Here is a 17147-nt window from a genome sequence, read left to right on the forward strand (position 1 = left end):
CCCGTCAATGCCTTGCATCATAAACACTGGCCTGCTCCTGCGCTGCGACATCATCCCCGGCAACCAGTTCGCGCTTGCGCTGGCGCGACGGCAGCAGCCCGGCCGGGCGAAACAGCATGACCAGAATCAGGGCCATGCCGAACAGCAACATGCGCAAATCGGAGGGGTCTATCACCACGTGTCCCAGCCACGCACGCTGCAGGTCACCGGTATAACGCAGCGCCTCGGGCAATACGGTAAGCAGCAGCGCGCCCAGAATCACGCCGGGAATATTGCCCATGCCGCCCAGCACGATCATGCACAGAATCATGATTGATTCCATCAGATTAAAGCTCTCCGGGCTGATGAAGCCCTGGAATCCGGCGAACAGCCCGCCTGCCAGGCCGCCGAAAGTGGCGCCCATGGCAAACGCCAGCAGCTTGATATTGCGTACATTGATGCCCATCGCTTCGGCAGCCACTTCGTCTTCGCGGATTGCCGCCCAGGCGCGGCCAATACGGGAATCCTGCAGGCGCAGGGAAACAAATATCACCAGCAGGGTAAGCAGCAAAAACAGGAAGTAATACTGGTGCGGCGCAGACAGGGTGATTCCGAACAGCTGATGGGTTTTACCCAATGACACGCCCCACAGGCTCACCGGATCGATCTGGTTAATGCCCTGCGGGCCATTGGTGATATTCACCGGGGCGTTGAGGTTGTTCAAAAAAATGCGAATGATCTCGCCAAAGCCGAGCGTCACAATGGCCAGATAATCGCCACGCAGACGCAGCGTGGGGGCTCCCAGCAGCACGCCGAATAAGCCGGCAACGGCCGCACCAATGGGCAGCACCGCCCAGAACGGCAAGTGCAAGCCAAATTGCGGCGAGGCCAGCAAGGCGTAGCAATACGCACCCACCGCATAGAATGCAATGTAGCCGAGGTCGAGCAGTCCGGCGTAGCCCACCACAATATTCAGCCCTAGCGCCAGCATCACATACAGCAATGCCAGATCCATGATGCGCAGCCAGGAGCGTCCCAGCCCGAAATCCACCGCAAATGGCAGCAAGGCCAGCATCATTCCCAGCGCGATAAAGGTTAACCAGACCTGGCGCTTGCTGCGTGGCATAGGCTTAGGCGCGCTCGCCGACACGCTCGCCCAGCAGGCCGGAAGGTCTGAATACCAGCACCAGGATCAGCACAAAGAAGGCGAATACATCCTGATAATTGCTGCCCAGGAAGCCACCGGTGAAATCGCCGATATAACCCGCGCCCAGACTCTCGATCACGCCCAGCAACAGGCCACCCAGCATGGCGCCAGCCAGGTTGCCGATACCTCCCAGTACTGCCGCCGAAAACGCCTTGAGTCCCAGCAAAAATCCCATGTAATAGTGCGCCAGGCCATAGTAGGCGCTTACCATTACCCCTGCCACCGCAGCGAGCGCCGAGCCCATTACAAAGGTGAGCGAGATCACGGTATTGGCATTCACTCCCATCAGGCCGGCTATCTGGGGCGATTGCGCCGTGGCGCGCATGGCACGCCCCAGACGGGTTCTTTTTACCAAGATGGTGAGCCCCAGCATCAGCACGACGGAAGTAATCAGAATGACAATTTGGACATCGGTGATGCTGGCGCCCAGCAATTGATGGCGGCCTTGCGGCAGGATAGGGGGAAAGGATATGTACTGCCGTCCCCAGATCAGCATGGCGAGATTCTGCAACACGATGGATACGCCGATTGCGGTAATCAGCGGTGCCAGCCGCGGGGCATTGCGCAGCGGACGGTATGCCAGCCGCTCAATGGTAAAGCCCAGCGCCATGCACGCCGGGATCGCCGCCAATAAGCCAAGCAAAGCGATCACCACGCCGGGCAATTCCACCCCGCTGCCAACCAGCGCGGAGATCACCGATAATGCAACCATGGCGCCTATCATGGTCACTTCACCGTGGGCAAAGTTGATCAATTCAAGGATGCCGTAAACCATGGTGTAGCCTAATGCCACCAGCGCGTACACGCTGCCCAGCACCAGACCATTGATCAACTGCTGAACAAAAATATCCATGCCGTGCGCTGGAGAAAACTGCTTACTTGCCGCTGAATACGGTTTCCAGCGGATGCCAGGCACCATTCTTGACCTGGTATAGCGTTACCGCGCCGCCGCTCACATCGCCTTTGCTGTCAAAACGGATTTTTCCAGTCACGCCCTGGTAATCGGTTTTGGCAAGCTCTGGCAAGTATTTGGCCGGATCCGATGAATCAGCTCGTTTCATGGCTTCCACCATTACGTATACGGCATCATAGGCATAAGGGGCGTAATTCTGAATCGGTCCAAAGCGCTCGGTGAATTTTTCCTTGAAGGCCTTGCCGCCGGGCATGGAATCCAGCGTCAGGCCAGGATTAGAAGCAATTGCGCCTTCGGCGTCTGCACCGGCCAGCTTGATGAATTCGGGTGTTTGCATGCCGTCGCCACCCAACAGTTGCGTTTTCAATCCAAGCTGCCTCATTTGCCTGGCCATTGGACCTGCTTGCGGATCCATACCTGCGAAGAACACCAGGTCGGGAGATTTGGATTTGATCGAGGTGAGGATAGACATGAAATCGGTAGATCTATCGGTAGTGTATTCACGCGCGACAATTTCCGCGCCCGCCGCCTCGGCGGCCTTGGCGAATTCATCTGCCAGCCCCTGACCATAGGCAGTGCGATCATCAATCACGGCAATTTTTTTTGCGCCAAGTTTATTGACCGCATATTGGCCCAGCACATGACCCTGCTGTTCGTCGTTAGTCATCACGCGAAACGCGGTGTTGTACCCTTGTGCGGTATACGCAATGGCTGTAGCGGAAGGCGATATCTGCGGGATGCCGGCGGCGTGATAAATAGTCGATGCCGGAATGGTAGAACCTGAATTGAGGTGGCCGATAACGCCAACAACGCCACTATCCACCAGCTTTTGCGCCACGATCGTGGCGGTTTTTGGATCAGCCTGATCGTCTTCGCTCAACAAGTCGATATGCATTTTTTTGCCGCCTAAAGTAAGGCCTGCGGCATTGATTTCATCCACGGCCAAACGTGCGCCGTTTTCATTGTCCTTGCCCAAATGTGCCTGCGGTCCGGTAAGTGGAGACACCGAGCCGATCTTGATGATGTTATCTGATGAGGCGCCCTCGCGTTTGCCACAACCGCCCAGTATCAACGCCGCCATTGTCGCTACCAGTAATGCATTTACGATGGGTTTCAACGCGCTCTCCGTCACAAAATCTTCGTTAACTTATACCACAAACGTCAAAAACCGTGAACGCATTGACCTGCATACCATTCACGAAATAGTATGCAGACGTAAAAAAGCCGGCTACGAGAGCCGGCTCAAATCACATCCATCACCAATCAGAGGCTGAGTATCCAGCTCACAATCGTTTTCAGATCGGCGTCCTTGACCTGGGGGTTAGGCGGCATCGGCACCTGCCCCCACACGCCCGCTCCACCGCGTTTGACCTTCTCGATCAACCTGGCCTCTGCACCCTTGTCACCTTTGTATTTGGCTGCAACATCTTTATATGCCGGACCCACAATTTTTTTGTCCACGCCGTGACAGCTCATACAAGCGTTTTTCTGCGCCAGTGACAAACCGGAATCTGCTGCGACCGCCGAACCCATGCTTAACGCGATAATCGCGGCGCTCACGATACCCATCCATGCCTTCATCTTGTATTCTCCTCTGTAGTTGAAAGACGATCTGAATCTACTGTGATGATGCAATACTACCCGAAACAAACCAACCTACAAGCCGTACATTTGCTTGCTGATGCCTTGTAAAATCTACCAGTAACGAGCCGCAATCAATCTCAGGAATCCAGCCAGGAGAGGAGGTATTGCCATTGCTCAAGTTCGCGCTCAGCCAGGTAGGGAGGCAGGTCAAACAGCGTTTTCCCCTCGAAGGCGGCATTCACATACAGCTGGGCTTCGCGCAAGTACGCCAATATCGGCATATCCAGATCTTTCATGAATTGCTCGAGTATCGCTGCCGCACGGGTACGGGGTGCCATGCGCATCCCCACCACACCCACAAAAATCTTGCCTTTGCGTATCGCTTTTTCGGTTTGCAATAGTTCCAGAAATTCCTCGCTGGCGTTCATATCGAACAGCGAAGGCGCAATGGGCACAACCACCCGATTTACCAATTTCAGGACGCGTTCAAGGCTTTTGCCATGCAAACCCGCAGGTGAATCAATCACCAGCCAGCCTTCTTGCGTCCCGATATTGCCAGGCTTATCGGAGAACAGTTTGATCGGTGGCAAAATTTCAGGCCGTAATGCCAGCCAGCCGCTGGCCGATTGCTGGCGATCCATATCCAACAGGCGCACAGGTTGCCCTGCGGCTGCCAGATAACCGGCAATATTGGTTGCCAGGGTCGTTTTACCGCTACCGCCCTTGGGATTGGCAATCAGGATGGTATTCATGGCGGCTTATTCCACGTTGCTGCGGCTACGCCGCTCCACCTGGCTGACATCGCGCACTGCTCCCGTGGCAGCACTCGTGGTGAGTGCCGCATAAGCGCGCAGCGCCACTGACACGGCACGCTCGCGGTTGACCGGTTGCCATGCCTGGTCACCCCGGGCATGCATCGCCGTACGACGACGCGCCAGCTCGGCATCAGTCACCGCCAAATGGATGCTGCGATTGGGGATATCGATTTCGATACGATCACCCTCCTCTACCAGGCCAATCGTGCCGCCTTCGGCCGCTTCGGGCGAGACGTGACCGATGCTCAAACCCGAGGTGCCGCCGGAGAATCGCCCGTCGGTAATCAATGCACAGACCTTCCCGAGCCCTCTGGATTTAATGTAGGAAGTTGGATACAGCATTTCCTGCATTCCCGGACCGCCCTTGGGGCCCTCGTAACGAATCAGCACCACGTCGCCCGCCTTGACCTGATCCGCCAGCACTGCCTCCACTGCCGCATCCTGGGATTCAAAAATCCGCGCCGGGCCGGAAAATTTAAGAATGCTTTCATCCACACCAGCTGTTTTGACGATACAACCATCCAGCGCCAGATTGCCGTGCAAAACCGCGAGGCCGCCATCCTGTGAGTAAGCATGCTCCTTGTCGCGAATGCAGCCCGCAGTACGGTCGAGATCAAGGTCGGGCCAGCGCTTGTCCTGGCTGAACGCTACCTGTGTCGGCACGCCCCCCGGGCCAGCGCGATAAAACTGGCGCACTGCCGCATCTTCGGTACGCGATATGTCGTATTTTTCCAGTGCCTCTGCCATGGTCTTGCTGTGTACCGTGGGCAAATCACGATGCAATAGCCCCGCCCGATCCAGCTGCCCCAGGATGGCCATTACGCCGCCGGCACGATGCACGTCCTCCATGTGAAATTGTTGCGAAGCCGGCGCCACCTTGCACAGATTGGGCACCTTGCGCGACATGCGGTCGATATCCTTCATGGTAAATGGCACGCCTCCTTCAAAGGCGGACGCCAGCAGATGCAGCACGGTATTGGTAGAGCCGCCCATGGCAATGTCGAGCGCAATGGCGTTTTCAAATGCCTCGAAGGTAGCGATGGAACGCGGCAGCACCGAATAATCATCCTGCTCGTAATGCCGCTTTGCCAGATCGACGATCAATCGCCCGGCCTGCAAAAACAGCTGCTTGCGGTCTGCATGCGTGGCTAGCGTTGAGCCATTGCCAGGCAACGACAGGCCCAGCGCCTCAGTCAGGCAATTCATCGAGTTGGCGGTGAACATGCCGGAACAGGAGCCGCAGGTAGGGCAGGCGGAACGCTCCATGGTCATCACGTCCTCGTCCGACTCACGCTCATCGGCGGCCGATACCATCGCATCCACCAGGTCGAGTTTGACGACTTTGCCGCGGATCGTGACCTTGCCGGATTCCATCGGTCCGCCGGAAACGAATACCACCGGGATGTTCAGCCGCATCGCCGCCATCAGCATGCCGGGGGTGATTTTGTCGCAGTTGGAAATGCACACCAGCGCATCGGCACAGTGAGCATTAACCATGTATTCCACCGAATCGGCAATCAACTCGCGTGACGGCAGCGAATACAACATGCCGCCGTGCCCCATGGCGATACCGTCGTCCACCGCGATGGTGTTGAATTCCTTGGCCACACCACCGGCAGCTTCGATCTCACGCGCCACCAATTGCCCCATGTCTTTCAGGTGCACGTGGCCCGGCACAAACTGGGTAAACGAGTTGGCAATGGCAATGATGGGCTTGTCAAAATCGCCATCCTGCATGCCGGTGGCGCGCCACAAGGCGCGGGCCCCGGCCATGTTGCGTCCTTGGGTAGTGGTATGGGAGCGGTAGACAGGCATAATTGACCTCAGATTAGTGCGATAATACGGAATTGCCAATTTTATCCCATAACTACGCACTATGCTGATCCATCCTGACTTCAATCCCATTGCCATTTCCATCGGCCCACTCGCCATTCGCTGGTACGGGTTGATGTACCTGACTGCATTCATGCTGGTGCTGGTACTTGGGCGCTGGCGCATCAAACAGCATCCGGATTCAGGCTGGACCGTCAAAAACCTGGACGATGTCTTGTTTTACGGGGTGCTTGGTACGGTGCTCGGGGGGCGGCTCGGCTATGTGCTGTTTTACAAATTCGGCTACTACCTGGCGCATCCGCTCGAAATTTTTTACGTGTGGGAAGGCGGCATGTCATTCCACGGTGGCTTTCTCGGTGTGATCTTCGCCATGTGGCTATTTTCGCGGCGCACCGGCAAACCCTGGCTCGTCATCACCGATTTTATTGCGCCGCTGGTACCGCTTGGGCTAGGCGCGGGGCGCATCGGCAATTTCATCAATGGCGAATTGTGGGGCCGGCCTACCGATGTTCCCTGGGCAATGGTTTTCCCTGCGGTAGACAATGTGCCGCGCCACCCTTCCGAATTGTATGAATTCGGCCTCGAGGGCATTGTGCTGTTTATCATCATATGGCTATTCTCGGCCAAGCCGCGCCCCATGGGTGCGGTGTCGGGGCTGTTTCTGATTGGCTACGGCACGTTCCGCTTTCTGGTCGAGTTCACTCGCGAGCCGGATGACTTTCTCGGTCTGCTCAGCCTCGGCCTCAGCATGGGACAATGGCTCTCGCTGCCGATGATTATTGCCGGCGTGGTGATGATGACTTGGGCTTACCGTCGCAAATCTTGACAGGACAAGGGCAAAACCCTGATAATTCCGCGCTTTGCTTCATGGGGTGATGTAGCTCAGATGGTTAGAGCGATGGATTCATAACCCATAGGTCGGCGGTTCGACTCCGCCCATCACCACCACCAAATTTCTTCGCCCTCAGTCTGATAACTGCCCGGCGCACATTGTGAAAAAAGTCTTCATCAAAACCTTTGGCTGCCAGATGAACGAGTACGACTCGGGCAAAATGGCGAGCGTGTTGCACGCATCTGATGGACTGACTCCGACTGATAACCCTGCCGACGCAGACGTCATTCTGTTCAATACCTGCTCGGTACGCGAAAAAGCCCAGGAAAAAGTATTTTCCGACTTGGGGCGGGTGCGCGAACTCAAGGACGCCAATCCGGCGCTGATTATTGGTGTGGGCGGCTGTGTGGCTAGTCAGGAAGGCGCAACAATCATCAACCGTGCACCCTATGTCGATATCGTATTCGGACCGCAAACCCTGCATCGCCTGCCCGCATTGATTGCAACAAGACGGGCAACCGGGCTGCCACAGGTCGATATCTCGTTCCCGGAAATCGAGAAATTTGACCACCTGCCAGCAGCCAAATCGGAAGGTGCCAGCGCTTTTGTATCCATTATGGAGGGCTGCTCCAAATACTGTTCGTTTTGCGTCGTGCCTTATACCCGTGGCGAAGAAGTATCGCGGCCATTCGACGATATTCTGGCCGAAATCACCCTGCTTGCTAACCAAGGTGTGAAAGAGGTCAATCTCCTGGGGCAGAATGTAAACGCTTATCAGGGTGCGATGGCGGATGGGGACAGCGCCGATTTTGCCCTGCTGCTCGAATATGTGCATGGCATTCCGGATATCGAACGCATTCGGTATACCACCAGCCATCCACGCGAATTCACCACGCGCCTGATTGAAGCCTATACTCGCCTGCCCAAGCTGGTTTCACATCTGCATTTACCGGTACAGGCGGGCTCCGACAGGATTTTGGCGGCAATGAAACGGGGTTACACCGTGCTGGAGTATAAATCCATCATCCGCCGTTTGCGCAAAGTGCGCCCAGACATCACTGTTTCCTCGGACTTCATTATCGGATTTCCAGGCGAGACTGAAGCAGATTTCGAAGCCACCATGCAATTGATTGACGAGGTCGGTTTCGACAATTCTTTCAGTTTTATCTATAGCAAGCGTCCGGGTACACCGGCCGCCGAATTGCCGGACGATGTACCCCACGCCATCAAGCAGGCGCGCCTGGTGAAATTACAGAAACGCATTGAAGCCAATGAACTGGCCATCAGCCAGTCTATGGTGGGCAACCGCGAGCGGGTCCTGGTGGAACGCGTGTCCAAAAAGGATGCCGGCGAACTGGCGGGACGTACCGACAACAATCGCGTGGTCAACTTTCCGGGCCCTGCGCGTCTGATCGGACATTTTGCCGAAGTTGTCATCACCCGGGCGGAGCCGCATTCGTTGCGCGGTGAAAGGGTTACGAATTAATGGAAATCGCTTTCGCACCAATAGACAACACGCGTCTGGCCAATCTGTGCGGCGTGCTGGAAGAAAATCTGCGCCAGATCGAAACCGGCCTGGATGTCGTCATCACACGTCGTGGCGAGCACTTCCGCATTACTGGAAAAACGGCCAGAACGCGACTGGCTGCCCAGCTACTCGAAGCGTTCTACCTGAAGGCAGGCGACCCGATCAGCGTGGATGATATCCAGTTGGGCCTGGTCGAGGCTACGCACCAAAAAGCAACCAGTCTTGCCCCGGATAGCGTACCGGTGCTGATGACGCGACGTGCCGATTTGCGCGGCCGGACCCCGCGCCAGACCGAGTATCTTACCCGGATCCAGGCGCATGACATCACTTTCGGCATCGGCCCTGCCGGGACCGGAAAAACGTATCTTGCCGTTGCCAGCGCAGTCGATGCACTGGAACGTGATGCCGTCAAACGTATTGTGCTGACCCGCCCGGCTGTGGAGGCCGGTGAGCGGCTGGGTTTTCTGCCGGGTGACCTGGCGCAGAAGATAGATCCCTATTTGCGTCCGTTGTACGATGCTCTTTATGATTTGCTGGGTTATGACAAAGTAGGTAAGCTGTTCGAACGCAACACCATCGAAATTGCGCCACTGGCCTATATGCGTGGACGCACTTTGAACCAGGCCTTCATCATCCTGGACGAAGCGCAAAACACCACGCCAGAACAAATGAAAATGTTCCTCACCCGTATTGGTTTTGGTTCCAAAGCCGTCATCACCGGCGATATCACGCAGGTGGATTTGGCGCGCCATCAGAAAAGCGGTCTGGTTGACGCCGGAGAAGTGCTGCAGAATATACGTGGCATTGCCTTCACCCAATTTCTGTCTGAAGACGTTGTGCGCCACCCGCTGGTCGCGCGTATTGTTGATGCTTATGAAAAGCGCGACCAAACCCGCTGAACCCTCTCCTCGAAGTAAGCCGGCACGGCCGCGTCTCACGCTGTCCGTGCAGCGCGCGGTGCGTGCAATCAATGCGCCCAGCCGTGCCCAGATCATGCATTTTGCGCGGGCTGCGCTGGAGCGCGATGCCGAAATCACCATCCGCCTGGTAAATGAGCCGGAAGGCCGTGCGCTCAACCATGACTATCGCGACCGCGATTATGCCACCAACGTTTTATCCTTCGTGTATGCCTCAACCCCAGTGATCAGTGGCGATCTGGTTCTGTGCGCCCCGGTAGTGAGTCGCGAGGCGCAACAACAAGGTAAATCAGTCATTGCTCACTATGCGCATCTGATCGTTCATGGTGTATTGCACCTGCACGGCATGGATCATGAAAACGATGCCGACGCACAGGTCATGGAAGCACTTGAGACCGAAATTGTGACGGGACTTGGCTTTGCCGACCCTTATTTAGAAATGGAGCAGATTTAACATGGAAGAACCCGCCAAATCAAGCTGGCTCGAACGCCTCGGCGCATTCCTGTCGCGCGAGCCGGAAAGCCGTGGCGAACTGGTGGATATTTTGCACAGCGCCTATCAGCACAACCTGTTCGATGCCGATGCCTTGTCGATGATTGAAGGTGTCCTTCAAGTTTCGGAAATCCAGGTGCGCGACATCATGATCCCGCGCGCGCAGATGGATATGGTGGATATTAACGATACGCCCGAGCTGTTCATTCCCTATGTGATCGAAACTGCGCACTCGCGCTTTCCGGTCATCGATAAAAACAAGGATGACGTCATCGGCATTCTGCTTGCCAAGGATTTGTTGCGATATAACGCGGGCGAGGAATTCAACGTGCGCGAAATGCTGCGCCCGGCCGTGTTCATCCCGGAATCCAAGCGCCTTAACGTGCTGCTCAAGGAATTCCGCGCGAGCCGCAACCATATCGCCATCGTTGTCGATGAATATGGTGGCGTTGCGGGACTGGTTACCATTGAAGACGTACTCGAACAGATCGTCGGTGACATCGAAGATGAATATGATTTCGACGAAACGGAAGACAATGTCATCCGTGACAAGGCCGGGCGCTACCGGGTCAAGGCGGTGACCGAAGTCGCCGATTTCAATACCGTGCTAGGTACGCAGTTTTCCGATGAGGAGTTTGATACCGTTGGTGGCCTGGTTGTGAACCAGTTCGGCCACCTACCCAAGCGCGGCGAGGAAGTCGAATTCGACGGTATCAAATTCCATGTGCTACGGGCAGATAGCCGGCGGCTGCATACGCTACTGGTAGAAAAGATGGCTGGCAACGCTTAATTCGCAACTTTGGGAGGCCATTGGGTTGTAATGGTCGAAACATAGGCTGCCACTGCCTTCATTTCCGCTGGCTTCAGGTTGTGGGCGACCACTTTCATGGCTGTTGCATCGGAGCGCTCTTCAGCGGACCTCTGAAACACATTCAATTGCTTGATGATATAGTCGGCATGCTGTCCCGCAATGCGCGGGAACTGACCGCTGCCTGCACCTTCTGCACCATGGCAAGCCATGCAGGCCGGAACCCCTTCGCTGGAGATGCCGTTAGAGAAAATCGCCTTGCCTTCGTTCTCCAGTTTGATATTTTCCGGCTTGCTGGCACCTGGTTTCTGCTCGGAATAATAGGTAGCCAGCTCCTTGATCTGCGCATCGGTCAGGCTCCTGGAGATACCCCACATATACTCGAACCCCGCCGGGTCCAGGCGATGGTGGCCGCGGAACTCCTTCAACTCCGAGATCAAGTACCATTCCTGCTGTCCCGCCAGTCTGGGGAAAGTGGGATTAACGGAATTACCGGTGACGCCATGGCAATCCGAGCACACCTGCTCGGCCAGTGTCTTGCCATGTACGCTGGGGTCACCCAGGTTGCGGGAGGTATTTTCCGTCGTCGTGCAACCCGCAGCGATTGCGGCCAGAGCCAGTAGCAAAGTGATGGTGGCAGTTTTCATGATTCAATCTCCGAATAGTCCATTATTCATGTCGGGTGCGCGCCGCCATGTCGGCGCGCGCACCAGGTTGTTTAAACCGTCTGCTTAGTATGCGCCCCAGACATAGAAGAACAGCGAGTTGTCATCCTTCGCATTCCTGCCGCTGCCGTCGGTATTGCTGGATAGCCCATTGACTCTGTTGAACATGGTGTATTGCATGCCGAGCCGTACATACTGCACCGGCGTCCAGAATATCTCGGGCGTCCAGCCGCGCGTCCCGGTCTGTGCGGCATTCGGGAGAGTGCTTGAGCTATTGCGTGAGCTATTGCTGACATCGAAATAGGACAGGGACGCGCCATACTTTGCCTGATAGATGAAGGATGTCTTGGCCCTCAGGGAATTGACTGTGTCGGGAAGGTCTCCGGGCGTTCCATAGTCTATGTTTTCATGGATGCGAGTGACCGTCGCGGTGACCGTGTAGGGGTCGAGCAAGTACTGGTACTGGAAGTCGATGCCATTGTCACGATAGTGGTCGGTCGGTCCGGAGTGGCTAGCCGGATTTGTGTATGGACGGACGTCCAAGTAGGACAAGCCGGCCATCACATTGTGGGGGCCCCATTCCTTGGTCAGCGCCAGGCGGGCGTAGGGATTGGTACCCTTGATGTTGATCTGGCCACCATTACCCTGGGTCATGAAGGAAAAGACGCCGTCGCCGGTGCGGTAGCCGGTGAGTTCCGCATACAGCGTCTTGTTCCAGTAGGCATAGGCGCCGATTCCCGCCACTTGTTGGCCGAGAGTGCCGTCCTGAATCGTGGCGAAACCGCCGCCAAGCATCGGGGTGATGGCGCCTCCTACTCCGGTGTTACCAGGCACCACGCCGTAGCCCCAGGCCGGGGTGCTGTTCCACACGTCCTGTACGCCGGGGTTGTTGTGCAGGGTGAGGCCGTAGATCAGATCCTGTTTGTCGTTGATGAGGTGATCGGCGTAGCGCAGATCCAGGTTGTCCGAACCGGTATGGCCCGACCAGTTCCCGGTCTCGGAATCCTGACTATCATAGTTGTTATAGGTGATCTGCACGAATCCGCCCACTTTGTCGGTGATCTTTCCCGCAATAAACAGGCTGGCAGTGTTGAAGATGGGAGACCCGTCTTGCGTTTTCCCTTGAGTGGGATCATTGACCTTCACCTTGTTGGAGGTCAGCACCGCCATGGCCGCCAGCGGCAGCGCACGCTGTCCGATGGTGTAGCCGGTAAGCTTGAACAGGCGCCCGTAGGGGGTAAGTTCGGGAAATTGTCCCCCGGCATGACAAGCAACGCAGTTTTGACCGGTCTGTCGTGCGAAAGAAGGCACAGCATGAGCGTTGACTGAAGTGAACGCTAGAATAGATACGATTAACCAAGAGGCAGCTTGGTCGACCCTGCAAGCTTTTATCAGCAATTGCCGCAACATGATTTTCCCCTTTTCCCCGAGCCAAAAAAAACGAACACTGGCATTACCATATCAGTAAATACCAATATTCATAATAGGGGGAATAGCTTACATTTCGCTGACAATCAGGATGAAATACCCGCTCGATATTGATTTGAAGCATGGCTAAGGCCAAATAAACAGCACGCATACGATCTTGGAGCAGCAGGCGCGTTACAAATAAAAAAGGCAGCCCAAGCTGCCTTTTTTATTTGGGTAGAAGGAAAATTATTTGATAATTGCTGCCAGTTCACCCTTGGCATATTTCGCTGCCATTTTCTCCAGATCCACCGGCTTGATCTTGGCTGCCTGGCCTGCGCAACCAAAAGCTTCATAACGTGCTTTACAGATTGCCTTCATGGCCTTGGTGGAGGCAATCAGGAATTTGCGTGGATCAAACTCTTTCTTGTTTTCCGCCAGGAACTTGCGCACAGCACCGGTGGATGCCATGCGCAGGTCAGTATCGATATTCACTTTACGCACGCCATGTTTGATACCTTCCATGATTTCTTCCACCGGCACACCATAGGTCTCACCCATGTCACCGCCGAAGTCATTGATGATTTTCAGCCATTCCTGCGGCACCGAAGAAGAGCCGTGCATCACCAGGTGCGTGTTGGGGATGCGCGCGTGGATTTCCTTGATACGGCCAATGGCGAGGATGTCGCCGGTAGGCGGACGGGTGAATTTGTATGCGCCGTGCGAAGTGCCAATCGCGATAGCCAGCGCATCCACGCCGGTTTTCTTGACAAAATCGGCGGCTTCTTCCGGGTCGGTCAGCAATTGTGAATGATCCAGCATGCCTTCCGCACCGCTACCATCTTCTTCGCCGGCCATACCGGTTTCCAGCGAGCCCAGGCAGCCCAGTTCCCCTTCCACAGAAACACCTACTGCATGGGCTATATCGACCACCCTGCGGGTAATTTCCACGTTGTATTCATAGCTGGCAGGGGTTTTTGCATCTTCCTGCAAGGAACCGTCCATCATCACAGAAGAAAAGCCATCGGTAATGGAACGAATGCATACCGGGGCGCTGGCACCGTGATCCTGGTGCATGACAACGGGAATATGGGGATAGGCTTCAACCGCAGCCGTGATCAAATGACGCAGGAAGCTGGCGCCTGCATATTTGCGCGCGCCTGCAGAGGCTTGCATGATGACCGGACTACCGCATTCATCAGCGGCTTCCATAATGGCCTGAACTTGTTCCAGATTGTTAACGTTGAATGCGGGCAGACCATAGCCATTTTCAGCTGCATGGTCCAACAATTGGCGCAGGGATACGAGTGCCATGATTTTCTCCTTGGTTAATAAATAGGCTGCAATTTCTGCAAAATTTTAAGATTTTTTGTTCTCGCCGACAGTGACGATTTTCATGGTATTGGTGCCACCGGCTTCACCGATCGGTTCGCCGATGGTCAGTACGATCAAATCACCATCACGCACTGCACCGCGTCGACGCAACTCATCCTCCGCTTCGATCAACAACTGATCGCGATCCTTGGAATTGGTCTGGAAATTGACCGGATAAACGCCACGATACAGGGTCACTTTTCTACGGGTTTCCACCTCTGGTGTCAAGGCGTAGATCGGCACACCCGTGCTCATGCGCGACATCCACAGGCAGGTGCTTCCCGACTGGGTCAAGGCTGCAATGGCGCGTACGTTCGGCAGATGCGTCGCGGTAAAAATGGCTGCCATTGCGACCGATTCATCCTTCCGGTTGAAATTCTTATTGATCCGCAAATTGACAAAATCACGTTCGATTTCCTTTTCCGCCTCACAGCACACGCGATCCATGGCGGCTATCGCCTCCACCGGAAACATGCCCGCAGCTGTCTCTGCAGACAGCATCACCGCATCGGTCCCGTCCAGCACTGCATTGGCCACATCGGAAACTTCGGCGCGGGTCGGTATCGGACTGGAAATCATGGATTCCATCATCTGCGTGGCAGTAATCACCAGTTTGTTGCGCTCGCGCGCCATGCGGATCATTTTCTTTTGCAGCGCTGGCACAGCGGCATCGCCGACTTCCACGCCGAGGTCGCCACGCGCCACCATAATGGCATCCGAGGCATCGAGAATTTCCTCAAGCGCAGGGATCGCTTCGGCACGTTCGATCTTGGCGACCAGCATGCCGTGGCCACCCGCTGCACGCAGGAGGTTACGCGCCAGTTGCATGTCGGCAGCGGAACGCGGAAACGAAATCGCTACATAATCTGCTTTCAAGGCGGCCGCTGTCTTGATATCTTCGATATCTTTTTCAGTCAGCGCGGCGGCAGACAGCCCGCCGCCTTTACGGTTGATACCTTTGTTATTGGACAGTACGCCGCCCTGGATTACCTTGCAGATAATTTCCGCGCCGTTCACCTCTTCCACCCACATTTCGATACGGCCATCATCCAGCAATAGCGTGGCGCCACGCTGCAGATCCTTGGGCAGATCCTTGTAGTCAAGTCCGACACGTTCCTGGGTACCCATTTCGCAGGTAGCATCCAGCACGAAACGGTCTCCGGTCTGTAGCGTAATCTTGCCGTCAACAAATTTACCAACCCGGATTTTGGGCCCCTGCAAGTCCACCAGCACGCCCACGGCGCGGCCCCGGGTACGCGCCAGCGAACGTACCATCTCGGCGCGATCGATATGATCCTGTGCAATACCATGTGAAAAATTAAGGCGCACGACGTCCACGCCTGCCTCCATCATCTTGTCCAGTATCTTGGGATCATTGGATGAGGGGCCGAGCGTGGCGACGATTTTTGTTCTGCGGATCATGTATATATTTACTCTGAAAAAGGCTTGTCAAGGAAACGTCCGCGGGCAGAATATTCTGCCCGCGCAACGACGTTCATACCAGCCAAACACCGTTAATGGATTAGCCTGCTGCACGTTGCTCAAGAATTTCAACAGCAGGCAATTTCTTGCCTTCCAGGAACTCCAGGAAAGCGCCTCCAGCGGTGGAGATGTAAGATACCTTGTCATAGATATCGTATTTTTGTATTGCCGCTATCGTATCGCCGCCACCCGCCAGGGTGAAGGCGCTGGTGTTGGCAATCGCCTCGGCAATTTTTTTGGTGCCCTCGCCAAACTGATCGAATTCGAACACGCCAACCGGACCATTCCACACAACCGTCCCGGCCTTCATGATGATCTCTACCAGTTCCTGGGCCGATTTCGGGCCAATGTCGAAGATCATGTCATCATCCACCACTGATCCTGCGTCTTTGAGCACCGCAGGTTCATTGGCGTCAAATTTCTTGCCGCACACCACATCCACCGCAATCGGGATGGTGGCACCACGCGCGGTCATTTTCTTCATCAGCGCTTGCGCGACCGGAACCAGATCATTCTCGCACAGGGATTTTCCGACGTTCTTGCCGGTCGCCTTGAGGAAGGTATTGGCGATACCGCCGCCGACCACCATCTGATCCACTTTTTCAGACAACGCTTCCAGCACTGTCAATTTGGTGGACACCTTGGATCCGCCCACGATGGCGACCATGGGCCGCGCCGGGCTGAGCAGCGCCTTGGTCAACGCCTCCAGCTCTTCGGTTAACAGAATGCCCGCTGCAGCCACCGGCGCAAACCTGGCAATGCCATGCGTCGAAGCTTCAGCGCGGTGCGCAGTTCCGAAAGCATCCATCACGAATACGTCGCACAGCTTCGCATATTTTTGCGCAGTCTCATCCAGACTCTTTTTCTCGCCTTTGTTGAAACGCACATTTTCCAGCATCACGGCTTCACCTGCGGCCACATCGAAGCCGCCGTCGATCCAGTCTTTGACCAATCGCACCGGCTTACCCAGTTTGGCGCTGAGCACATCTGCCACAGGCTGGAGCGAATTGTCTGCGGAGTATTCACCTTCCGTCGGACGCCCAAGATGCGAGGCCACCATCACTTTGGCACCGGCTTTGAGACAATGCTCTATGGTGCGCATGGACGCTGTGATGCGGGCGTCCGAAGTAACCTTGCCGTCTTTGACCGGCACATTCATGTCGGCACGAATGAAAACACGTTTGCCTTTGAGATCAAGGTCGGTAACGCGGATAACTGCCATTGTGATTCTCCCGAGAAGTAAGGTTTAAGGCTTGGGAATGCTCAAGCCTTAAAGCTCACATCGTTCAATGCACAAGGGCAAGTCAGCC

General features: G+C 55.6%; 16 protein-coding genes and 1 tRNA gene. 6 read left to right on the forward strand and 11 right to left on the reverse strand.

Annotation, left to right across the window (positions count from 1 at the left end; translation table 11 throughout):
• Positions 1–4 precede the first annotated feature (4 nt).
• The 6 genes from ACYCZJ_RS11335 to ilvD form a co-directional block, all read right to left on the reverse strand.
• Entirely contained in the window at positions 5–1105 is a 1101-nt protein-coding gene (locus tag ACYCZJ_RS11335; protein ID WP_461554334.1) for an ABC transporter permease subunit, read from the reverse strand.
• 4 nt (positions 1106–1109) lie between these two features.
• Positions 1110–2039, reverse strand: a complete 930-nt coding sequence (locus ACYCZJ_RS11340; RefSeq protein WP_461554335.1) for a branched-chain amino acid ABC transporter permease — start codon at positions 2037–2039, stop codon at positions 1110–1112.
• Between the two features lie 22 nt (positions 2040–2061).
• The gene (locus ACYCZJ_RS11345; protein ID WP_461554336.1) at positions 2062–3216 is read right to left on the reverse strand and encodes a branched-chain amino acid ABC transporter substrate-binding protein; all 1155 of its coding nucleotides are present in this window, start codon (positions 3214–3216) and stop codon (positions 2062–2064) included.
• A gap of 146 nt (positions 3217–3362) precedes the next feature.
• Positions 3363–3680: a c-type cytochrome gene (locus tag ACYCZJ_RS11350; protein WP_461554337.1), complete on the reverse strand. Its 318-nt coding sequence runs from the start codon at positions 3678–3680 to the stop codon at positions 3363–3365.
• Between the two features lie 140 nt (positions 3681–3820).
• On the reverse strand, positions 3821–4435 hold the full coding sequence (locus tag ACYCZJ_RS11355) for a nucleotide-binding protein (RefSeq protein ID WP_461554338.1): 615 nt from the start codon (positions 4433–4435) through the stop codon (positions 3821–3823).
• A gap of 6 nt (positions 4436–4441) precedes the next feature.
• Positions 4442–6313, reverse strand: a complete 1872-nt coding sequence (ilvD, locus tag ACYCZJ_RS11360) for a dihydroxy-acid dehydratase (RefSeq protein ID WP_461554339.1) — start codon at positions 6311–6313, stop codon at positions 4442–4444.
• A gap of 61 nt (positions 6314–6374) precedes the next feature.
• Between ilvD and lgt the strand changes: the two genes are divergently transcribed.
• The 6 genes from lgt (at position 6375) to ACYCZJ_RS11390 (ending at position 10891) form a co-directional block, all read left to right on the forward strand.
• Positions 6375–7157 carry a prolipoprotein diacylglyceryl transferase gene (lgt, locus tag ACYCZJ_RS11365; RefSeq protein WP_461554340.1) on the forward strand — a complete coding sequence of 261 codons (783 nt, stop codon included), beginning with the start codon at positions 6375–6377 and terminating at the stop codon, positions 7155–7157.
• A gap of 45 nt (positions 7158–7202) precedes the next feature.
• Positions 7203–7279, forward strand: a tRNA-Met gene (locus ACYCZJ_RS11370).
• Positions 7280–7320: 41 nt separating this feature from the next.
• On the forward strand, positions 7321–8649 hold the full coding sequence (miaB, locus tag ACYCZJ_RS11375; protein WP_461554367.1) for a tRNA (N6-isopentenyl adenosine(37)-C2)-methylthiotransferase MiaB: 1329 nt from the start codon (positions 7321–7323) through the stop codon (positions 8647–8649).
• Complete coding sequence (locus ACYCZJ_RS11380; RefSeq protein WP_461554341.1) at positions 8649–9590, forward strand: PhoH family protein; 942 nt, start codon at positions 8649–8651, stop codon at positions 9588–9590. Before miaB ends, ACYCZJ_RS11380 begins: the two co-directional genes overlap by 1 nt.
• Positions 9559–10062: an rRNA maturation RNase YbeY gene (gene ybeY, locus ACYCZJ_RS11385; RefSeq protein ID WP_461554342.1), complete on the forward strand. Its 504-nt coding sequence runs from the start codon at positions 9559–9561 to the stop codon at positions 10060–10062. Before ACYCZJ_RS11380 ends, ybeY begins: the two co-directional genes overlap by 32 nt.
• A 1-nt stretch (position 10063) precedes the next feature.
• Complete coding sequence (locus ACYCZJ_RS11390; RefSeq protein WP_461554343.1) at positions 10064–10891, forward strand: HlyC/CorC family transporter; 828 nt, start codon at positions 10064–10066, stop codon at positions 10889–10891.
• Here ACYCZJ_RS11390 and ACYCZJ_RS11395 read toward each other — a convergent pair.
• The 5 genes from ACYCZJ_RS11395 to ACYCZJ_RS11415 form a co-directional block, all read right to left on the reverse strand.
• Positions 10888–11556, reverse strand: coding sequence for a c-type cytochrome (locus tag ACYCZJ_RS11395; protein ID WP_461554344.1), 669 nt, complete (start codon positions 11554–11556; stop codon positions 10888–10890). The two genes, ACYCZJ_RS11390 and ACYCZJ_RS11395, sit on opposite strands and share 4 nt — an antisense overlap.
• 84 nt (positions 11557–11640) lie before the next feature.
• Positions 11641–12885, reverse strand: a complete 1245-nt coding sequence (locus tag ACYCZJ_RS11400) for a cytochrome C (protein WP_461554345.1) — start codon at positions 12883–12885, stop codon at positions 11641–11643.
• A gap of 345 nt (positions 12886–13230) precedes the next feature.
• Entirely contained in the window at positions 13231–14295 is a 1065-nt protein-coding gene (gene fba, locus ACYCZJ_RS11405) for a class II fructose-bisphosphate aldolase (protein WP_461554346.1), read from the reverse strand.
• 45 nt (positions 14296–14340) lie between these two features.
• Positions 14341–15777 (reverse strand): pyruvate kinase, encoded by a 1437-nt coding sequence (gene pyk, locus ACYCZJ_RS11410; RefSeq protein WP_461554347.1) that lies wholly within the window; start codon positions 15775–15777, stop codon positions 14341–14343.
• 100 nt (positions 15778–15877) lie between these two features.
• Positions 15878–17059 (reverse strand): phosphoglycerate kinase, encoded by a 1182-nt coding sequence (locus ACYCZJ_RS11415; RefSeq protein ID WP_461554348.1) that lies wholly within the window; start codon positions 17057–17059, stop codon positions 15878–15880.
• Positions 17060–17147: the final 88 nt, after the last annotated feature.

Source organism: Sulfuriferula sp. (genome assembly GCF_054605375.1).